Annotated in this window: 16 protein-coding genes; 5 read left to right on the top strand and 11 right to left on the bottom strand. The window is 41.6% G+C overall.

Annotated features, from left to right (window positions below; all coding sequences use genetic code 11):
- Positions 1-13: 13 nt before the first annotated feature.
- From AC3IRT_RS15440 to AC3IRT_RS15425, 4 genes are read right to left on the bottom strand one after another with little or no spacing between them, the layout of a single operon-like run.
- A complete protein-coding gene (locus AC3IRT_RS15440; RefSeq protein WP_489394102.1) occupies positions 14-1,723 on the bottom strand; it encodes a S41 family peptidase in 1,710 nt (569 codons plus the stop codon).
- Between the two features lie 45 nt (positions 1,724-1,768).
- Complete coding sequence (locus AC3IRT_RS15435) at positions 1,769-2,308, bottom strand: HAD family hydrolase (RefSeq protein ID WP_489394101.1); 540 nt, start codon at positions 2,306-2,308, stop codon at positions 1,769-1,771.
- A gap of 10 nt (positions 2,309-2,318) precedes the next feature.
- On the bottom strand, positions 2,319-2,777 hold the full coding sequence (locus tag AC3IRT_RS15430; RefSeq protein WP_489394100.1) for a hypothetical protein: 459 nt from the start codon (positions 2,775-2,777) through the stop codon (positions 2,319-2,321).
- 10 nt (positions 2,778-2,787) lie between these two features.
- Positions 2,788-3,444 (bottom strand): ABC transporter ATP-binding protein, encoded by a 657-nt coding sequence (locus tag AC3IRT_RS15425; protein ID WP_489394099.1) that lies wholly within the window; start codon positions 3,442-3,444, stop codon positions 2,788-2,790.
- A 125-nt stretch (positions 3,445-3,569) separates the two neighbouring features.
- Between AC3IRT_RS15425 and sucC the strand changes: the two genes are divergently transcribed.
- Complete coding sequence (gene sucC / locus AC3IRT_RS15420; RefSeq protein ID WP_489394098.1) at positions 3,570-4,763, top strand: ADP-forming succinate--CoA ligase subunit beta; 1,194 nt, start codon at positions 3,570-3,572, stop codon at positions 4,761-4,763.
- 261 nt (positions 4,764-5,024) lie between these two features.
- On the opposite strand, the gene AC3IRT_RS15415 is transcribed toward sucC, so the two are convergent.
- The 6 genes from AC3IRT_RS15415 to AC3IRT_RS15390 form a co-directional block, all read right to left on the bottom strand.
- Complete coding sequence (locus tag AC3IRT_RS15415; RefSeq protein WP_489394097.1) at positions 5,025-5,426, bottom strand: acyl-CoA thioesterase; 402 nt, start codon at positions 5,424-5,426, stop codon at positions 5,025-5,027.
- A gap of 86 nt (positions 5,427-5,512) precedes the next feature.
- Positions 5,513-6,919, bottom strand: coding sequence for a dihydrolipoyl dehydrogenase (gene lpdA, locus AC3IRT_RS15410; RefSeq protein ID WP_489394096.1), 1,407 nt, complete (start codon positions 6,917-6,919; stop codon positions 5,513-5,515).
- A gap of 130 nt (positions 6,920-7,049) precedes the next feature.
- Positions 7,050-7,580 (bottom strand): plastocyanin/azurin family copper-binding protein, encoded by a 531-nt coding sequence (locus tag AC3IRT_RS15405; RefSeq protein WP_489394095.1) that lies wholly within the window; start codon positions 7,578-7,580, stop codon positions 7,050-7,052.
- 77 nt (positions 7,581-7,657) lie between these two features.
- Entirely contained in the window at positions 7,658-9,265 is a 1,608-nt protein-coding gene (locus tag AC3IRT_RS15400) for a response regulator (protein ID WP_489394094.1), read from the bottom strand.
- A 106-nt stretch (positions 9,266-9,371) separates the two neighbouring features.
- On the bottom strand, positions 9,372-10,208 hold the full coding sequence (locus AC3IRT_RS15395) for a CheR family methyltransferase (protein ID WP_489394093.1): 837 nt from the start codon (positions 10,206-10,208) through the stop codon (positions 9,372-9,374).
- A complete protein-coding gene (locus AC3IRT_RS15390; RefSeq protein WP_489394092.1) occupies positions 10,196-13,627 on the bottom strand; it encodes a hybrid sensor histidine kinase/response regulator in 3,432 nt (1,143 codons plus the stop codon). Before AC3IRT_RS15390 ends, AC3IRT_RS15395 begins: the two co-directional genes overlap by 13 nt.
- 169 nt (positions 13,628-13,796) lie before the next feature.
- Between AC3IRT_RS15390 and floA the strand changes: the two genes are divergently transcribed.
- The 4 genes from floA (at position 13,797) to AC3IRT_RS15370 (ending at position 16,699) form a co-directional block, all read left to right on the top strand.
- Positions 13,797-14,774, top strand: coding sequence for a flotillin-like protein FloA (gene floA / locus AC3IRT_RS15385; RefSeq protein WP_489394091.1), 978 nt, complete (start codon positions 13,797-13,799; stop codon positions 14,772-14,774).
- A gap of 108 nt (positions 14,775-14,882) precedes the next feature.
- Positions 14,883-15,401 (top strand): KdsC family phosphatase, encoded by a 519-nt coding sequence (locus AC3IRT_RS15380; RefSeq protein WP_489394090.1) that lies wholly within the window; start codon positions 14,883-14,885, stop codon positions 15,399-15,401.
- A gap of 4 nt (positions 15,402-15,405) precedes the next feature.
- Positions 15,406-16,005 carry a Maf family protein gene (locus AC3IRT_RS15375; RefSeq protein ID WP_489394089.1) on the top strand — a complete coding sequence of 200 codons (600 nt, stop codon included), beginning with the start codon at positions 15,406-15,408 and terminating at the stop codon, positions 16,003-16,005.
- Between the two features lie 229 nt (positions 16,006-16,234).
- Entirely contained in the window at positions 16,235-16,699 is a 465-nt protein-coding gene (locus tag AC3IRT_RS15370; RefSeq protein WP_489394088.1) for a DUF6265 family protein, read from the top strand.
- A 102-nt stretch (positions 16,700-16,801) separates the two neighbouring features.
- Here AC3IRT_RS15370 and AC3IRT_RS15365 read toward each other — a convergent pair whose 3' ends face one another.
- The gene (locus AC3IRT_RS15365; RefSeq protein ID WP_489394087.1) at positions 16,802-19,408 is read right to left on the bottom strand and encodes a TonB-dependent receptor domain-containing protein; all 2,607 of its coding nucleotides are present in this window, start codon (positions 19,406-19,408) and stop codon (positions 16,802-16,804) included.
- Between the last annotated feature and the right edge of the window lie 44 nt (positions 19,409-19,452).

The raw sequence follows: 19,452 nt of genomic DNA, 5'->3' as shown, positions 1-19,452 counted from the left end.
GCTAAGTTAAAGGTTATTGTTTGTGCTTCTTTAACTCACGTGGACTTCTGGGGTGCAACTCTTTTACAATTTCTACTCCATTCGTATTACCGCTCGAATTGTGAGCACTACGAGCTTGCGTGCTTGCTGTTGTTGCTGGGTAGGAATTATTCACACTGTGATAGAGTGCAGCGAATACCATCGATTCACGAGGATCTCCGAAGTTGTACAAAATATTGTCTTGCACAGGTGTCGGATATGTTGCAGGAATGCCGTTCCAGTAGTCGGTATAATTTCTAGCATTAATGATTTTGAAGGATGCTGCCCATAGATCAACTCTGTTCATGATCGTTTGTGGGAAGAACCCCATGGGTTTGCCATACGTGCTTGGTATGCTAGTGCCAGGTTTGACAGCTGATGGAGTGCCTACGATTTCTAACCGGCGCGAGCTCGCGTCATTATTGCCATTGGGATTGTAATAGGCCATGAGCGCGCTTAGAACAAGTTCACTCGCTGATGCCGTATTGTTGCCTATCAAGAAGTACAGCTTTCTTGGATTAAGTGTGGTGTTTTTTAGGAAGTTGACGTCATCAAATTCTCCGGCATATCGCCCTTGCCGCAGGTTGGGATTCGTGTCAGATCTATACATCAATTGTCGATCACCTTCGTTGTTAATCAGATGGTTGGCCACATATTCTGCGGCGTGCACGTATCCACCTACATTGTACCGAAAATCTACGATAATATCCTGCACTTGTGCTGTATTGAAGCGCGAAAATATAGCGTCTAATCTTGCTTTAAATGCTGTGCCAATGTTGCCACTGGTTCGAGTTTGTTCGAATGAAGAAAGGGCGAAGTAACCAATGTTTCGACCCTGTAGTGTATATATTGTATCGGCCATCAATGGGTCGATTTCGTAATTATCTGTTTGTAGGCTGTGATTATACACTACGCCTTCGCGCTCTACTTCGATCGTGAAGGCCGGACTTTCTAAAGCTTGCCGAACGAGTAGGATAGCCGTTTGGCTTTGGGGCACGCCATTAATTAAAGGAACTTGCAAGTTGCGATTACTATTGATGCCGACAATTTTGTCGCCACGCTTGATGCCAGCCCGAGCTGCCGGCGAACCACCCTCGACCAAACTAATGTAGATATATCCTATCGTGTCATTATTGATCCGAGCGAGGGTTTCGTAAATGCCGTACCCATCTGCGCGATCTGCGCGTAGACTGCTACTACTCGAGGACGCCTCTGCGACAAAGGAGAATCGGTCAATTGCACCATTATATCCCGGATGTACAGGTGTTTGCATCACTAATTGAGCTAGAGCAATACGAGCATTCGTCATTAAGTCTACATTGCTTACAAAGAATCGGTCGGTAAATGAGCTAATCGGGTTTACATTAGCTATCGAAGAAGACCAATACGATTGTTCTTTATAGTAATAATAAATGCTATCTGCAACCAGCTGCTCGGTAGTGCGTGTAGTGGGGAGAGTGGGAGGTTCTGTCGGATCGATTTCTTTGCTACAGGATGCAGTAATACCAGATACAGCCACAAAAAGCAGTAAGAAAGTGATGATATATTTTTGAGTAAATCTAGATGGTTGGCTGTTCTGTCGAAAATTTTTATCGTCATTGTGACGCGTAATATCATCTATCGCTTTGATCGTTTCTTTTTGAACCGACGCCAATTTGAACGCTGCGAAAGCAGGTTCCATTTGGAGATTTGAAGCTTTATTCATGACAATATCCTTAAACAGTAAGCGCTATTTGTGGTCTTATAAACGCTATCGGATATATTCAATTGCTGCTTTATCCAGACCAAACTCATTTGCAATATAAGTAAAAGGGTCTAAATTTCTGAAAACCAATTCGTCCGTAAAGTATATTTTAATTTTTTGATCCCAACCAGCCCAATCCACGTGTTTTAATTTATTTAATTGTAACACGGGATTTCCTTCTGTTAAGATCGCGATTTGCTTTCCTGAATCTACTAGTGTTTGAAAAATGTCTTTTATTTCTTCTAAAAGCAGGAGTTTTAACGGTAGGTGTGCGTTAGCTTGCAGGCGTTCGAAATTTTCAGAATAATCTTCCAATAAGTCAAACTCTTTTTGCGTTGCTTGTAGCAGTCCGGCAGTATCATCGGCGTCAAAACGCGCTTTCATAAATTGCGTGATCGCTGCCGCAATAGGTTTGGATTCTGTAAACTCTACGAACTGACCGAATAGATAATAGATCTGTAATACAAAATCCCGTTTATCGTACAATACATCATCGACCTCGAATAGGTACAATGTTTTATCTTCCTTTGGGACAATGGTCTTCATAGTATAATATTTAGATAATTATAGGAAGCCACGCTTCTTCGGATAAGGCGTAAACGCCATTTTCTACACCTTGCGGTATTTGGCAGTCCTCTGATAATGACTTGCTGTCGTGTACTATTAGCAATGGCGCTCCTGCAGGAATCTGTTTGATGATTTCTTGTTGAGGACTAAGAAATGGACGAACGATGCTAATACCATACTCTTCGAATAAAATGGTCGATCCGCTCAAAACCTCGATTTCAGCTGCCCCCAATGGTAGAATAAGATCGATGCCCTGATCCAGACAAAGTTTAAGCATTTCGTGTGCAAAAACGGGGTTGGCCGAATTGGGTATGGATTTATACGTGTGGGCTAAAACCGACGGAACCTCCTCGTTGGTAGCAAGAACAAGTTGATGATGCGAGCTCAAGATCTTGGCGATGCGTTGAGCAATGGGTCTTGTGCCGTAGGTGAGTAAAATGGTAGACATAACTATTTTTTTATTCGTAGATCAGTCCATCGCGCATATGAATGGTGCGGTCGGAGATACTAGCCAATTCTTCGTTATGGGTAACGATAATAAAGGTTTGTTGCATGCTATCGCGCAGATCAAAGAAAAGACGATGCAAAGAAGCCGCATTTTCCGAATCGAGATTGCCCGAAGGCTCATCTGCTAATATGATGGCTGGATTATTAATTAATGCTCTAGCTACCGAGATACGCTGTTGTTCTCCGCCCGATAATGCTCCCGGTTTGTGTGCAGCACGATCGGCTACACCAAGACGTTCTAGCAATTCCATTGCCCGTTTCTCCACCATTTTTTGCGGAGCTCCCGCAATATATCCCGGAATAGACACATTTTCTAAAGCAGTAAATTCTGGTAGGAGGTGGTGAAACTGAAATACAAATCCGATGTTGCGGTTGCGGAAATCGCTTAGCTTTTTCTCATTTAGTTTATCGAGCTCCTGCCCATTGAGGGAGAGCCGACCTTTATCTGGTCTGTCTAGTGTTCCAATGATGTGAAGCAGCGTACTTTTGCCCGCTCCAGAAGCGCCAACAATCGATACGACTTCTCCTTTTTGTACCTCAAGGCTTACGCCTTTCAATATTTGGAGTTCGCCATACGTCTTAAAAATGTCTTTGGCCTGTAGTATCATAGGGCGAAGTTACACAAAATAGCTAAATTATGATTCGGTATTTAGGTTGTCAAAATTGTCGTTTACATAACAATAACTTGCCCCTTACAAATAAAAAAACTACTTTTACTGGAAATATTGAATCAATGAATATTCACGAATATCAAGGAAAAGAAATACTTAAAAGTTTCGGAGTACGCATACAAGAAGGTATTGTAGCCGAAACCCCTGAGCAAGCCTTAGATGCTGCAAAGAGATTGAAAGAAGAGTATAATTCGGACTGGGTGGTTGTCAAAGCCCAAATTCATGCCGGTGGCCGCGGAAAAGGTGGTGGTGTGAAATTGGCTAAAAACCATGATGAGGTCGTGCAACGTGCTACGGATATCATCGGGATGCAGTTGGTAACTCCTCAAACAGGCCCAGAAGGAAAGAAAGTAAGCAAAGTGCTCGTAGCACAAGATGTATACTACCCCGGAGAAAGTGAAACAAAAGAGTTCTATATGTCTGTGCTTTTGGATCGTGCTTCTGGTCGTAATATGATCATGTACTCTACCGAAGGTGGAATGGATATTGAAGAAGTGGCTGAAAAAACACCACATCTCATCTTCAAAGAAGAAATTGATCCTAAAGTAGGTCTACAAGGCTTTCAAGCACGTAAAATTGCGTTCAATTTAGGTTTGTCGGGTGCTGCGCAAAAGGATATGGTTAAATTCGTAGCAGCATTGTACAAAGCGTATGATGCTATCGATGCATCTATGTTCGAAATCAATCCGGTACTAAAAACATCTGACGACAAAATCTTGGCAGTGGATGCAAAGGTTAATTTGGATGAAAATGCCCTATACCGCCACGCTGACATCGCTGCTTTACGTGATCTTGCAGAAGAAGATCCTACAGAAGTAGAAGCTGGTAAATCGAACCTAAACTACGTGAAATTAGATGGTAACGTAGGTTGTATGGTAAACGGTGCTGGTTTGGCTATGGCAACTATGGACATCATTAAATTAGCGGGTGGTGAGCCAGCTAACTTCTTAGATGTAGGTGGTACGGCAAATGCGGAAACAGTAAAAGCTGGATTCAACATCATCCTTCAAGATCCTAACGTAAAAGCGATCTTAATCAATATCTTCGGTGGTATCGTTCGTTGTGATCGTGTTGCTCAAGGTGTGATCGATGCTTACCAAGAAATTGGAAATATTCCAGTGCCAATCATCGTTCGTCTTCAAGGTACGAATGCAGAAGAAGCGAAAAAACTGATCGATGGATCTGGTTTGAAAGTATACTCTGCAATCGCATTGAAAGAAGCAGCAGATTTAGTATCTGAAGTATTAGGGGGTTAAGTTTATCTTCCTTAATCATATAAAAAAAGCCTTTCGGATTTCCGAAAGGCTTTTTGCTTTTTTGGCGCTACCGTCATCTTACAGAGGTGCGACAAAGCGATCTGTTCTTTTTAAGTTGATAGCGTTGAAAAGGTTAATAGCATTTTAGATTGCGGCACCCTCGTGCTTCGGATTCGCAATGACGAGGTTCATCACGTGGAGACACGACCAAGTGATCTGTTTTTCTAAGTTCTAAGTTCAGAAAGTTAGTAGAGTTAAAAACTAATCCCTTTTATCCGGTTCGATTCCCAAGTAATTGTAATGAATCTCTGTCTTGCCATGTGGGGTTGGTGTACCGTGTTCATCCAAGTTTACGAATACCAGCTTATCAATAGATAGTATTGTTTTGCGAGTGATCTTATTGCGCACCTCACAGCGCATGGTGAGCGATGTTCTGCCGAAATCAATCGCTTCTATTCCCATCTCGATAATATCTCCCGTACGAGCCGAACTCACGAAGTTAATCTCCGAAATGTACTTGGTGACAATATTTGGATTTTCGAGTTGCACAATAGCATAGATCACCGCTTCTTCATCTATCCAACGAAGTAGTGTTCCTCCGAATAGGCTTCCATTAGGATTTAAATCTTCTGGTTTGATCCATTTACGTGTATAAAAATTCATAGGTATAAACTTGCGCTCTTGTAGTAATCTGATGGGTCAATAAAAAAGGGAAACAATAGCTTGTTTCCCTTTTATGTAGTAAAAAACTAAGCGTGTATCGCTCGATTATCTGTAGCGGCCAATGCAGCCTCTTTAAACGCTTCGGTATACGTTGGGTGAGCATGACAGATACGGCCAATATCCTCTGCAGAAGCACGATATTCTAATGCCATGACTGCTTCAGCAATCATATCTGCTGCGCGCGGACCAATCATATGCACACCTAGCACCTCGTCGGTCTCTGCATCCGCTAATACTTTTACAAATCCGTCGGTATCGCCAGATGCTTTTGCACGACCCGATGCTTTGAATGAAAAACTTCCAGTTTTGTATTTTTTACCTGCTTCCTTCAATTGCTCTTCCGTCTGTCCGACAGCAGCTACTTCTGGCCAAGTATAAACTACACCTGGTATAGCATTATAATCAATATGTGGTTTTTGTCCGGCAATACGCTCTGCAACAAAGATACCTTCATCTTCCGCTTTATGCGCAAGCATGGCACCTTTAATCACGTCACCGATCGCATAAATACCTTCTACTGAAGTTTCCAAATGCTCGTTTACTGGAATCTTATTGCCGCGTTCTTCAGTTTCGATACCGATTTTATCTAAGCCTAAGCCTTCTGTGTAAGCTGTACGACCTACTGCTACGATGCAGTAATCTCCTTGGAAAGATACTTCGTTACCTTTTGCATCTTCTGCCGTTACCGTTACCTCTTTTCCTTTGGTAGTAGCTCCAGTTACTTTGTGACCTAAGAAAAACTCAAATCCAAGTTGTTTTTTCAAAACGCGTTGTAACTCTTTGCCTAAAGAGGCATCCATCGTAGGGATGATAGATTTTGCATATTCTACCACAGAAACCTTAGATCCTAAGCGGGCATATACTGAGCCCAATTCCAATCCGATAACGCCACCGCCGATCACGATCAGACTTTTAGGGATTTCTTGTAATTGCAAAGCCTCAGTAGAGGTTATGATTCTTTTTTTGTCGATAGGTAAGAACGGCAAAGCGGTAGGTTTTGAACCTGTTGCGATGATGATATTCTTGCCTTTTATCTCTTGTGCATCTGCACCTTCTTTTTCAATTTTAATCGTGTTTTTGTCCACGAATGTGCCTGTACCTTCAAAACTTTCAATTTTGTTCTTTTTGAAAAGGTAGGTAATTCCGGCTGTGTTTTGCGCAATCACATCATTTTTGCGATCGATCATCTTTTTGACGTCGATTTTCAGGCTATCTAAGCTGATACCATGGGTCGCAAAATTGTGTGCGGCATTGTGATAGTGTTCTGATGTGTCCAACAAGGCTTTGGAAGGAATACAGCCTACGTTAAGACAGGTTCCGCCAAATGTGCTGTATTTTTCAATAACAGCGGTTTTTAGTCCTAGTTGAGCGCAACGGATAGCGGCCACGTAGCCGCCGGGCCCACTTCCAATTACAATTACGTCATACTGCATATAGTTGTGTTTTTTCTCTGCTCAAAAATACGATTAAATTGAGTATGATCGAACCGGATACACGTAAAATTTCGTTATTGTTAAAAAAAACCGACAATCGGGTGAGATTGTCGGTTTGTTACAAGTCGATTTACTCAGCAACGATCTTACCTTGCATGATCCCGAAGTGACCCGGGAAGCTACAAATGTAAGGGTAGACACCGGCTTCGACGGTAAAAGTAATCTTATCTTCTTGTCCAGGACCTAATAATTTTGTGTGTGCTACGATAGAGCTTAAAGACGATTTTGGAATATAATCATTATCTGGTGCTCCAGCAGCTTCACCGCCGAAAGTAGGAATGTCTACTGTTGGGTTCAATACGACAAGGTTATGTCCCATAGATTCGATTGGTAATTCTCCTGCGTTTTTGAAGGTGATTTCTACCGGTTCACCTGCTTTTACACGGATCAAATTAACATCAAATTTCATTTGATCATTACCTTGAACAGTCCAGTTGTTAGATAGTTCTACATTCTCGATTCCCGGTACTGTTGCTGCTGGTGAAACAGGAGTTGCTTCTTCAGAAGGTGTATTTTCTTTTTTCTCTGAATCTGTGTTGCCGCCACAAGATGCTAAGCCGATTGCTAAAGCTGCGATAGGGGCAATAAATATTTTTTTCATAGTCTATATTTGTATGTATTACAATACGAATTTAAGTATTATTCATTAAAAAGCAGCGACATGAGAATTTTTAAGCGTCAATTCTCTGTCTTGCTTGTTTCTACTACGCTGGAGATTTTGCTGTACAGATCTACGGGATCAAAAGGTTTTACAATGACGTATCGAGCGCCTACCTCGTAGGCTGCTGCTTGTTCGTGGGCGAGCACAGAAGCCGAAATGGTGATGATAGGCATGCTGTTTTTTTCGAGATCGTCTAATGATTTGATAGCCTTAATGGCATCAAATCCGCTCATAACGGGCATATGCGTATCCATTAAGACGAGATCGTAGGTCTTTTGTAATACAGCATCTAATGCCTGTTGGCCATCTTTCACGATATCTACCTCGCAACTCCAAGTTTTCAGCATATGTGCTAACATGAAAGCATTTAGATCATTGTCTTCTGCTACTAAAATTTGTACACCATCTAATTTTGGAAAATTGACATAGGGTTCGTTTGGTTTTTGAATCTGCGCGGTTTTACTTTTTTGGAACCACGCTTCAAAATAAAAGCTTGACCCTATTCCCACATCACTCTGAGAACCTACTTCTCCATCTAATAATTCGGCGAGTTGCTTCACTATTGCGAGTCCGAGTCCAGTGCCACCATATCGCTTAGTGATGGCGCCATCGCCTTGTTCAAAAGGCTGGAATATTTTAGGCAAATGATCGGTAAGTATACCAATCCCTGTATCTGTTACCGTAAAACGAATCAGATATCCTTTCGGCCTGATCTCTACTAGCCTTACGTTAAAAGTAATACTACCTTGCTCTGTAAATTTGAGACTATTGGAAATGAAATTGGTGATAATCTGCTGAAGGCGTAAAGCATCAAAAATCACATTGTCGGGCAAATCTCCCTCTTTTTCTACCACAAAATGTAAATCTTTATGGTCCGCTTTTACTTTGAACATGCGATCCATATTGTCAATGAATTTGGTGAGCGAGAAATCTTCCATTTCAATTTTGAACTTGCCCGAATCAATACGAGATAGATCCAATATATCATTGATGATCACAAGCAGAGATTGGGAAGCATTATCTAATATGCCTAACCACTCTATTTGTTCGTTGCTAAGAGGAGAAGTTTTCAATACGTGAATCACGCTCATGATACCGTTTATGGGTGTCCGTATTTCGTGACTCATGTTAGCTAGGAAGATTTCTTTTGACTTGCGAGCATGCTCCGCTTCTTCCTTCGCCAATAGAAGCTCTTTACCAGACACTTCCAAGGCTATGTTTTTTTGTTTTATCTCTTCTTGTAAACGGACTTGATGTATAAAAGACCTTACTTTAGCGCGTGTAATTTCAGGGTTTAGTGGTTTATACAAATAATCAATCGCTCCACTTCGTAAGCCTTCAAGCAAATAGCGTTCTTCCTTAGAAATGGCAGTCACCATGATGACCATGATGTGATTAGTCTTATGATTTGATTTGAGTAGCGATACAAACTCGAAACCATTCATTTTTGGCATCTGCACATCGACCATAGCAATGGTGATATCTTCATGCCAGCACACCTTAAGCGCTTCATTAGGATCGGTGTGTGCTATGATATGAAGGTCCTCCAGCTCTTCTAATAAAGCACGCAAACTGATGATGTTTTCTTCGCGATCATCGAGTATAAGTAAATTAATCTTTTTCATGCTCCTCACTGGTTCACTCCACAAAAGTAATCAATTATTTTACTAAAGATGTTAAGCAGGAGCTATTTAGTTGTCTGTCAGAAGTTTGTAGGGGTATTCTGCTGTGCTATTTTATTTTTTGGTAGATGTTGTTTTTACGACTAATGATTCTAAACTTATCGATAATGGCATGGTTCGTTAAATTCTCTTTAGCACCTAAACATAGAAAACCGAAAGGAGTAAGAGAATTATAGAGCAATTCGAGGACACGACTTTGCAAACTATGGTCAAAATATATCATTACATTTCTGCATGTGATCAATTGAAATTCATTGAATACAGAATCTGAGGCAAGATTGTGGGTAGAGAAGAGTGTGTTGTTGCGTAAGTAGTTGGATATGATAGCCATGTCGTACTTTACCGTGTAGTATTTAGCAAAGGAATCTTCCGTTGTATAATGGTTAAAATTCTCCGTGTATGTTTTGATTTTCTGTAACGGATAAATGCCTTTTTTTGCTACTTCAATAATATGCGAGTTCACATCCGTTCCGTAAATAAAGGATCGATCATATAGTGTGTTTTGTGAAAGTAAAATAGCCAATGAATATACTTCTTCGCCACTAGCGCAGCCTGCGCTCCAGATTTTGACCCGAGGGAATGTGCGCAAATAGGGGATTACTAATGTGTGGAGAGCTTGGAAAAAATCAGGATCCCTGAACATTTCCGTTACATTAACCGTAATCTCATACATTAAGTAAGTCTGGAAGCCAGGTGCGTTGATCAACGCATTTTTGAGATCTACAAAGTCCATTCGATCCAGCCCCATTACCCGTTGAATCCTTCTTTTTAGAGATGAACGGCTATATCCAGACAGGTCAAAGCCCGAAGTTTGTCTTAGTAATGCTATAATCTCCTCTAATTCTTCAAATGAAATGTGTGCTGGTTCTCCTTCTAGCTTAACCATACTTGCATTAGGGCGATTAATTTATCCATATCTATTGGCTTGCTGATATAATCATTTGCGCCGAGTTGTATCAATTTTTCATGATCTTCCTGCATGGCTTTGGCCGTCACCGCGATAATCGGTAATCGGGCATGCTTAGGTTCTTTTCTGATATGTTCGATTGCGTTATAACCATCCATTTCTGGCATCATGACGTCCATGAGGACCATGTTGAATGGTTCTTTTTGATTTTGAATGATCTCCAGTGCTTCTCGTCCATTGTTGGCGATTTCAATATGAAGATCGTGTTCTTTCAGTGCCGTGGTAAGGGCAAAGACATTTCGCATATCGTCGTCTACGACTAGTACCCGTTTGCCACGAAGATTGTTTGCTTCTGTATAACTTGCTTTGTCGAGCTTCTTGTTATTACGGATTGGTTCGTAATCTACGTTGTTAATCTTATTGAGAAATAGATTGACCTCATCGATCAGTCTGTCGGTAGATTTACCGTCTTTATGGATCATCGATTTGGTGTATCGCGCGATTCGATCTGTTTGTTCTGTAGTCAATTCCTCCGCGGTATTGATAATCACCGGAATATCTTTGAACGTATCATCTTTTTTGATCTGCTCGAGCAAGCCGAGTCCGCTACTATCAGGTAAGGTGATATCCAGAATGATACAGTCTATATTCTCTTCCGTTCGTAGCTTCTCTAAAGCAGACTTTTTAGTAAAAGCCTGTATAATATTAATGTTTTGCTCGGCAAATGAATTTTTAATGAATTCACTCATTACCTCTTGATCTTCTACCAGTAGCACTTTTTTGACGTCTTGGTCTATATTCAGAATAATATTAGAGAATGCTTTTTTAATATTTTGCTCGGTTACCGGTTTTGACAAAAAGCCAATAGCCCCTTTCTCCAATGTATCTTTTTGTTTGATATTAGCTGCAGACATCATATGTATTGGTATGCCTTGGGTTTGCGGATCTGATTTAAGTGTGCGCAATACGTTCCAACCATCAGCGATAGGCAGCATCACATCTAGAATAATAGCGTCGGGTAAATGGGTTTTTGCCATTTCAATACCTTGAGGCCCATCATGGGCTAGCAGTACTTCAAAGGAATATTGCTCTGCAAAATCTTTTAGAATGTAGGCGAAGTTGATATCGTCTTCAACGATCAATATACTTCGGACGGATTTCAATGTGTCCAAATTAACTCGAATTTCGTCCAGCAAAGGCGCAGCAGATACCGCCGCTATTGTCGGTGTCTGAGTAATTAGTGTAGCGTCCTCCAAAGATGATTTAAACGGCATGGATAGCGTGAAAATACTGCCCTTATCCAACTCGCTTTCTAGCTGAATATTTCCGTTGAGCAAGGCTGCAATTTCTAGACTAATGGAGAGCCCGAGTCCAGTGCCGCCATATTTTCTACTCGTCGAACCGTCCTCCTGTCGGAATGCCTCAAAGATTAATTGTCTTTTTTCTGCTGGGATTCCTTTGCCCGTATCTTTCACCGAAAATAGCAACTGGTCTTGCTCTTTGGTCAATTCGAGAGATATGCTGCCATTTGCATTGGTAAATTTGAAAGCATTGGATAAAAAGTTTTTCAGTACTTGCTGTAGTCGATATTCATCTGAAACAAAAGTCTCAGGAAAATCGTTAGCCGTCACATTGAATTGTATGTTTTTTTGTGTCGCTGTCTGTTTAAATAGATTGTCAAGATTTTGTATTAGCATCTGTGTACTTACCGCCTCCGAAAGCACTTCAACTTTGCCAGACTCAATCTTTGCGAGATCCAATAATTGATTAATCAATTCTAAAAGATCTGATCCCGCGCTATAGATCACAGCCGCATGTTTACGTTGATCATCTGTCAGGTTTTGGAGCTTATTTTCTTCCAACAACTTGGCCAAGATCAGGATACTATTTAATGGCGTACGTAACTCATGACTCATGTTGGCCATAAATTCTGATTTATATAGACTAGCCTGTTCGACCTCGGCAATCTTGGACTCCACAACCTTTTGTGCTTCTTTCAGGTCTTGATTTCGACTTTCTAGTTCCTTTGCTTTTGCGTTAAGCTCGGTATTTGTTTGAGAGAGTTCTTCTTGTTGCACGCGCAATTCTTCTTCGCTGGATTCTAAAAGATTCGTTTGGTATACCAATTCATCATTTGTCATCCGCAGCTCTTCCTGTTGTGCGCTCAATTCCTCCGTTTGCTTTTGCGTAGTAAGCAACAGTTTTTGGACAACCGCATGATTCTGCCCCGATTTGATCGCTGCCGCAATGATTCGAGTGGCGCGACCAAGGTATTCTGTGGTATGGTCTAGACTTTCAGGATCGGTTTTGATAGCTAATTCAAGCAAACCAACAACTTCAGAGTCGTGAATAATAGGTGCTAATATAATTTGAGGATTTATTCGATCTATAAAAGTAGAATATAGCTTGATGTGCTGTGTTTCTGTTGCTTCATAGATTTTGTGTTTGTGATGCTGGACGGCCATGCCCAAAATGCCTTGTCCAGCCTTAAAACTAGATACCACTTGCTCATCTTCAAAACCCATCATGGCAACCCGTTCAAAGGTTTCGTTATTTTCTTCTTTGGTATAAATAGCACCGGCGTAAAATGCCTGATCCATCGATCGCATGATTTTGCGAAGCGAGATCTCGGCAATATCCGATAGTTTATCAATACCAATGAGCTCGTCGTAGATCCTATTGGTTCGATCCAAAATCCAGTTAGTGCTTTCAAAGCGTTTATTGGTTACAGTCAGTTCAGACTTGATCTGTTTTTCCTGCACAGTGGATATACGCAGCCTTTCGCTCATCGTATAGGTGCTGTATAACACATACAGAATAGCGAGTAAGGCTACAATATTCAATGGCAACACCACATACATCGCATCTTGCAGCTTTTTCGTCTCTACTTTAACTTTTTCTTTGTTGATTTCAAATATCCCCGTGATCACCAAGTCACAAGTATTATGGATCATTTGCTCCTCTACGGCGAGTGCAACGGCTTTTTCGTCGAGCGTCTTGCCTTTCATCGATAGCTGTAACGAATCGAGGTGGCTGATATGACGAAGTAATCCGCGCAACATCTCGAACTCTGGTAAACTGCCGCTGTACAGGTCATTGGATTGCTCAAACTCTATCAAATGGCCCGTGGCCTTTTGAATATAGTGATTGAGCTGTAAAATCGTATTCGAAGAACCCCGTGTGATGAAATCAGATTTGACCCGATTGATATTCAATAATTGGTTCTCAAAGTTGCTCAATACATCAGCTTTCTGTCTAAATGTCTCACTGTATTGCAACGTCGTGTTGGCATATTCATTCTGTTTATTTAAATAATAAACGAATGCATAGATCAAGATGGCGTAGGCTGCGATGACACCCGTAAAAAACTGGATCTTTAATATATGGTGCCTTCTCATAAGATATCTGGTGGTAATTGCTAAATGATGATTCAAATATGGATAAAATGCGTCGGATGGTGAAATAATTTTACTGAATCATGGATTAAACAGCCATGATAGGCCTACGTATTCATCCAGAAGTGGATAGTTTTTTATATCTTTAGGAGATATACAATTAATCTGAACTATGGGATCTGAAATACAAATTGTTTTAATTATTGTAGGTGCTGTCGTAGCCCTATTTCTATTGCTCTACCTCTTACCAGTCAATTTGTGGTTTACGGCTCAATTATCGAACGTAAAAATCAGCTTGCTGAACCTCGTGCTGATGCGACTGCGTAAAGTGCCACCAGCATTGATTACTAATGCGATGATTATCTCCACTAAGGCTGGTTTAAAAATCACGACCAATGAAATTGAGACACATTATCTCGCCGGTGGCAATGTTAATAAAGTGATTAAAGCATTGATTTCGGCTGATAAAGCCAATATTCCACTTGATTTTAAGTTAGCTACAGCCATCGATTTGGCCGGTAGAGATGTGTTTGATGCAGTGCAATTGTCGGTAAATCCTAACGTGATCAATACACCACCAGTAGCTGCTGTTGCGAAAGATGGTATACAGCTTATCGCGAAAGCGCGTGTAACTGTTCGGGCTAATATTAATCAATTGGTAGGTGGTGCCGGAGAAGAAACAATCCTTGCGCGAGTAGGAGAGGGTATTGTGACCACAATTGGTTCATCTATCGATCATAAGCACGTATTGGAAAATCCAGATCGTATATCTAAAACCGTGCTATCCAAAGGGCTGGATTCGGGTACGGCATTCGAGATATTATCGATCGATATCGCTGATATTGATATTGGCGAAAACGTAGGTGCAAAACTACAAACGGATCAGGCAGAAGCCGATTTGAAAGTAGCAAATGCGCGTGCAGAAGAGCGCCGTGCGATGGCCGTAGCCAATGAGCAAGAAATGCGCGCCAAAGCACAAGAAGCGAGAGCCAAAGTAATTGAAGCAGAAGCCCAAGTGCCTATGGCGATGGCCGAAGCATTTCGCAATGGCAATCTAGGTATCATGGATTACTACAAAATGCAAAATATACAGGCAGATACGGATATGCGTACGTCGATCTCCAAACCCGGAGAATCGAACAAAAAATAAACTAGAACAAAATAGTTTTGGAGGCTTCCCAACGGGAAGCCTTTTTTGTTATTCCGTAAGAAATGTGGTTATTCCGCATCCGGAATTTATCCCTACTTTTGAGGCGATATGATTTTGAGCGATTTTCAACACATTCAGGCCGTCGTGCTGGATGTAGATGGCGTATTGACCGATGGAACGATCTTAGTAAACGAAGAAGGCCATCAGCTCCGTACCTTTCATGTGCGCGACGGATTTGCCATCCAAGCAGCCGTAAAAGCAGGCATACTTATTTTGGTGATTAGTGGCGGTTATTCTACTGGCGTGGAAAAGCGACTGCGCGGACTCGGTGTAGAACACATCCATATGGGGGTTGCCGATAAGAAAACGCTCTTCATGCAACTTTGCGAACAGCTATCTATCGAGCCCAAATCAACGTTGTATATGGGAGATGATATGCCCGATTTAGAAATCATGTCGATCATAGGTTTGCCAGCTTGTCCGAAAGACGCAGCGGAAGAAATTAAAGCAATAAGTCGCTACCAGTCACCTTTTGCTGGCGGACAAGGCGCTGTGCGCGATGTACTGGAAAAAGTATTGAAAACTCAGGGGAAATGGCCAACTTCTACTACCATAAAAAGTATTTAAGAGCATGATGTTTATTGAAAAATTAAAAGATACTCCGATTATCTTAGGTTCTCAATCTCCCAGAAGACAAGAACTATTGCGAAGATTGGATTTAGATTTTACCGTAGAGATTCCAGAAATAGATGAACATATCGATACGACACTGACGCCAGAAGAAATTGTGTCTGCCATTGCGGCAGCAAAACTAACAGCCTTCTCTAACGAATCTTATCATGATCGCTTGGTGATTGTTGCTGATACTTTAGTGGCTGACGAGCATGGTACGATGCTGGGCAAGCCAGCCGATGTGGCCGAAGCAAAAGCAGTGCTTGCGCGATTATCTGGTCGTGAACACGCGGTCTATACGGGCGTGACTTTGGCCTTGCGCGGACGCGTACATCAGTTTGTGGAGCGCACTGCCGTTTGGTTTGTAGAATTGGAACCGGAAGAAATCGATTATTACGTGGCCAATTACAATCCGATGGATAAAGCAGGTTCGTACGGTATTCAAGAGTGGATTGGCCGTATAGCGGTGGAGCGTATCGATGGTGCGTATGAGAATGTGATGGGACTTCCAACAGCACGCTTGTATCGTGAGCTAAAGCATTTTCTTGCCGAGGATTGATAAGAGAAGTCGCATAACTTTAGAAATTTGGAAAATTCTGTTATTTCATGATGTTAAAATCCGCTAAAGTAGACACGGAAAGTCAATGTTAGAAGCATTGGCTTTTTTTTGTAATTTAGTAATTGAAAGGTTTTTATGATTTTGGAAACTATTTGTTCAAACCTTTAGTGTAGCCATCAAAGCATCCTGCAGGAATATTTATTGTAAATCGAATTAACCAAATTATAAAATGAAATCGATATTAAAATTTACAACTGCTGTACTTATCCTGTCATCTCTTGCAATGTGCAATGTCAAAACAAGTGAAAAAGCAGAAAACTTTGATTGGCTTTTAGGTAAATGGCAACGAATAAATGAAGAAAAAGGTAAGACTACTTTTGAAAATTGGGAAAAAGTAAGCACTTCGGAATATAATGGAGTTGGTTTTACTATTCAAAATAATGACACAATAAGTCAAGAGCAAATGAAGATCGTTGAAGAAGATGGGGAATGGAATTTGCTAGTCAAAACCCGTGAAGAGAAAGAATTTGTACGATTTGATATGTCTAAAATAGAAGAAGATAAATTTGCATTTAAAAACGACATACTGGATTTTCCGAAATTGATAAAATACTGGAAAACTGGCGATAAAATAAATGCCTTAGTTTTGGGTGATAGTCTAGAGTTGTCGTTTGAATTTAAGCGCATAGAATAAGAAAGATCAATTGTTAATTTGGAAGGAATTATTTCCAAACAAAAAAATCCCCCAACACCATTATCTATTGCTGGAGGATTTCAACTTTCTACTACAGCGCTATTACTGGATATGATAGCGAATTCCGGTATAAAACATTCTTCCGGTTAGTGGGCCCCACAACATATTGGTGTCGAAATTACTTCCAAATGGCTGATCAAATGCCAGAATAGGATCGTGCTGGAAGAAGTTGCTCAAGTTCTCTCCACCAACATACACATCGAAGTTTTTGTTCTTGCCAAATGTCTTGGACACTTGCGCATTCATCGTGACATATGCTTGGGAACGATCTGCCACCTGATATTGTGCAGGGTTGCCTGTGGTCGGTGGAATGCGTTTTTGTCCAACTACATTTAACGTGTAATCAAACGACCATCCGCCATGCGTATTATAACCCAAATTCATAAAACCACGGTGTTTCGCGATCAATGGTTTTTGCAAGCGACCCGTTTGATAATCGGTCTGCACATCCAAATAACGGTAGGCAAATCGAGCTTCCAAATGCTGGATTGGCATAAAACGAAACTCTGTTTGTACACTATTAGAGAAAGATTTTCCCTCTAAATTGTAGAAGCCAACTTCACGTGGATTCTCCCAATCGATCACCACTTGATGCTGAAAATTGTTGTGAAAAAGTTCTACGGATACACCCGCTTCGCGGCCAAATAATTGAAAATTCTGGTCTGCAGTGAATCCCGTATTCCAAGATACTTCTGGCCGAAGGCCGTAAGCGCCAGCACCATTCACGATACCGTCTAGATTAGCAATGCTTCTGCTCGAAGCAAAAATGCCTAAGTTTTCTGCAAAGATATTAGCTGTACGCTGTCCACGACCCGAACTCAAGCGTAAGGTCGTGTTTGTTGCTGGTTGATAACGAATCACACCACGTGGCGTAGTAAACCAACCATACAAATTGTTGTGATCTTGGCGTAAACCCAATACCACATCCAGATTTTCGGCTGGGCTGTACGTGTATTCTCCGAATATTCCGGTTACGCGCTCTTGGCGACCCATTTGATAGGTAATGCCCGGAGAAGTGTAAAATAGATCTTCGCGATATTTATCGTATTGCAAGGATGCGCCTACTTTATATTTGTGCGCTTCGCTTCCGATTACATCTTGGAAAATTAAGTTGGCGTAGCCGGATGAGTGATTGTTGTTATATCCAGTCAGGCCAAAAAAGCTTTCCTGATCGTAATTACTGGCCGAGAGCTGCAAGCCAATACTTCGGTGCAGATTCGTAGGGAATACATAGCCTACTTTGGCAAAACCTTCCACTCGCTTATTGATAAACCCTAATCCATATCTATTGGTAGTGAATTGATCGCTGTCCTTGTCAAAATCAATCTCACCGCCGACTCGATTATCGTTCAGATATTTGATTCCAAATTGAACAATCACGCCGTGATCATTCTGGTAATGCCAACGGTTGACACCGCTGAATAAGTTTCCTACGGGAATATCGCGAAAACCATTATTACTAAAGTTCATGTGACGATTGTACATGAAATTGTCGTGCAGTAGAAAACCCACCGACCAATTATCACTTAGTCGCTGTGAAACATTCAGATTGACATCCGTACGCCCCATGTTATTGCCGTAGGCATTGAAATACAGACGATCTGTATTATGTGGTTTCTTCAGTTCTACGTTGATTTGTCCGGCCATGTTTTCAAAACCATTGACCACCGAACCAATACCTTTGCTAATGTTAATGGCTTCGATCCAGCTTCCAGAAATACTGTTTAATCCCAAAGGAATCGCAAAACCTCGCGGTCCTGGCAATCCTTCTACGGTCAGCTGGGTATAAATGCCGCTAAGTCCCAACATCTGGATCTGCTTGCTGCCGGTAACGGCGTCGCTACTCACCACATCCACCGAAGCATTGGTCTCAAAGCTTTCGCTCAGGTCACAACAAGCGGCTTTAAAAAGTTCTCTTGCAGTCAACGTTTCTACCCGAGTCGCATTCATCCGAGAGATGTAGTTTGACTTCTGTTGGCGAGAAACCACCACTTCCTTAAGCACGTTGTTTTTGGACTGTACGACCAACACCTCATGCATGTTGGTGACTTCCAAAGTATCCGCCTGCATAGCCGTGTGAGACACGACCAGACGCTTGTAATCATGTTCATGCATGATCTTAAAAATTCCGTCTTTGTCCGACTGCACCTTCTTTTCTGAGTTTTCTAACCAGTATACCGTAGCGCCTTGGATAGGTTTTAGACTGCCATTCTCACCTTCATTCACCACTACGCCACGTACTTCGTGATCATGGTCGTGGTGCGCCGGATCATCCGGATTGTTTTGCGCTTTGTGCTCGTGAGGTTCGCCTTCTTCGCCCATGCGCTCGTACAGACAGCAGGTATGAAGTGCATTGTATACAGCATCTGGTGCTTTGAACTCGTCGGTATCATGTCCCGCTGCCGCAATAGCTTCTTTTAATTTCGAAACGCTAGTCTTTTTGCTACTGAATGTAACTTCGGCTTTGCCCGTGTTAGGATCCCATACAATTTGGGATGCACCGGCGTCTTTACCCGCCTTCTCGATTCGTTGTTTACACATACCGCAATTGCCCGCTACATCAAAGGTAACTTTGGTAGGATCTTGCGCGTATGCCCATTGTATAGCCGCGAAAAATAGGGCTATACATACATAATGTATATTTTTCATAGTTGTATTTTAATGTAGAGTATTTGTTGGCTACCAATTAGGTG

Source organism: Sphingobacterium sp. KH_072, from assembly GCF_057837975.1.
The sequence above is the reverse complement of the archived record's forward strand: the minus strand, read 5'-3'. Positions and strand labels throughout refer to the sequence as shown.

Bases quoted from the DNA above. Each gene is read 5' to 3' on its own strand.
- AC3IRT_RS15425 (WP_489394099.1), bottom strand. From the start codon at position 3,444: ATGATACTACAGGCCAAAGACATTTTTAAGACGTATGGCGAACTCCAA.
- AC3IRT_RS15440 (WP_489394102.1), bottom strand. From the start codon at position 1,723: ATGAATAAAGCTTCAAATCTCCAAATGGAACCTGCTTTCGCAGCGTTC.
- AC3IRT_RS15380 (WP_489394090.1), top strand. From the start codon at position 14,883: ATGATTTTGAGCGATTTTCAACACATTCAGGCCGTCGTGCTGGATGTA.
- lpdA (WP_489394096.1), bottom strand. From the start codon at position 6,919: ATGCAGTATGACGTAATTGTAATTGGAAGTGGGCCCGGCGGCTACGTG.
- AC3IRT_RS15370 (WP_489394088.1), top strand. From the start codon at position 16,235: ATGAAATCGATATTAAAATTTACAACTGCTGTACTTATCCTGTCATCT.
- AC3IRT_RS15400 (WP_489394094.1), bottom strand. From the start codon at position 9,265: ATGAAAAAGATTAATTTACTTATACTCGATGATCGCGAAGAAAACATC.
- AC3IRT_RS15395 (WP_489394093.1), bottom strand. From the start codon at position 10,208: ATGGTTAAGCTAGAAGGAGAACCAGCACACATTTCATTTGAAGAATTA.
- AC3IRT_RS15375 (WP_489394089.1), top strand. From the start codon at position 15,406: ATGATGTTTATTGAAAAATTAAAAGATACTCCGATTATCTTAGGTTCT.
- AC3IRT_RS15430 (WP_489394100.1), bottom strand. From the start codon at position 2,777: ATGTCTACCATTTTACTCACCTACGGCACAAGACCCATTGCTCAACGC.
- AC3IRT_RS15405 (WP_489394095.1), bottom strand. From the start codon at position 7,580: ATGAAAAAAATATTTATTGCCCCTATCGCAGCTTTAGCAATCGGCTTA.
- sucC (WP_489394098.1), top strand. From the start codon at position 3,570: ATGAATATTCACGAATATCAAGGAAAAGAAATACTTAAAAGTTTCGGA.
- AC3IRT_RS15390 (WP_489394092.1), bottom strand. From the start codon at position 13,627: ATGAGAAGGCACCATATATTAAAGATCCAGTTTTTTACGGGTGTCATC.
- AC3IRT_RS15415 (WP_489394097.1), bottom strand. From the start codon at position 5,426: ATGAATTTTTATACACGTAAATGGATCAAACCAGAAGATTTAAATCCT.
- AC3IRT_RS15435 (WP_489394101.1), bottom strand. From the start codon at position 2,308: ATGAAGACCATTGTCCCAAAGGAAGATAAAACATTGTACCTATTCGAG.
- floA (WP_489394091.1), top strand. From the start codon at position 13,797: ATGGGATCTGAAATACAAATTGTTTTAATTATTGTAGGTGCTGTCGTA.
- AC3IRT_RS15365 (WP_489394087.1), bottom strand. From the start codon at position 19,408: ATGAAAAATATACATTATGTATGTATAGCCCTATTTTTCGCGGCTATA.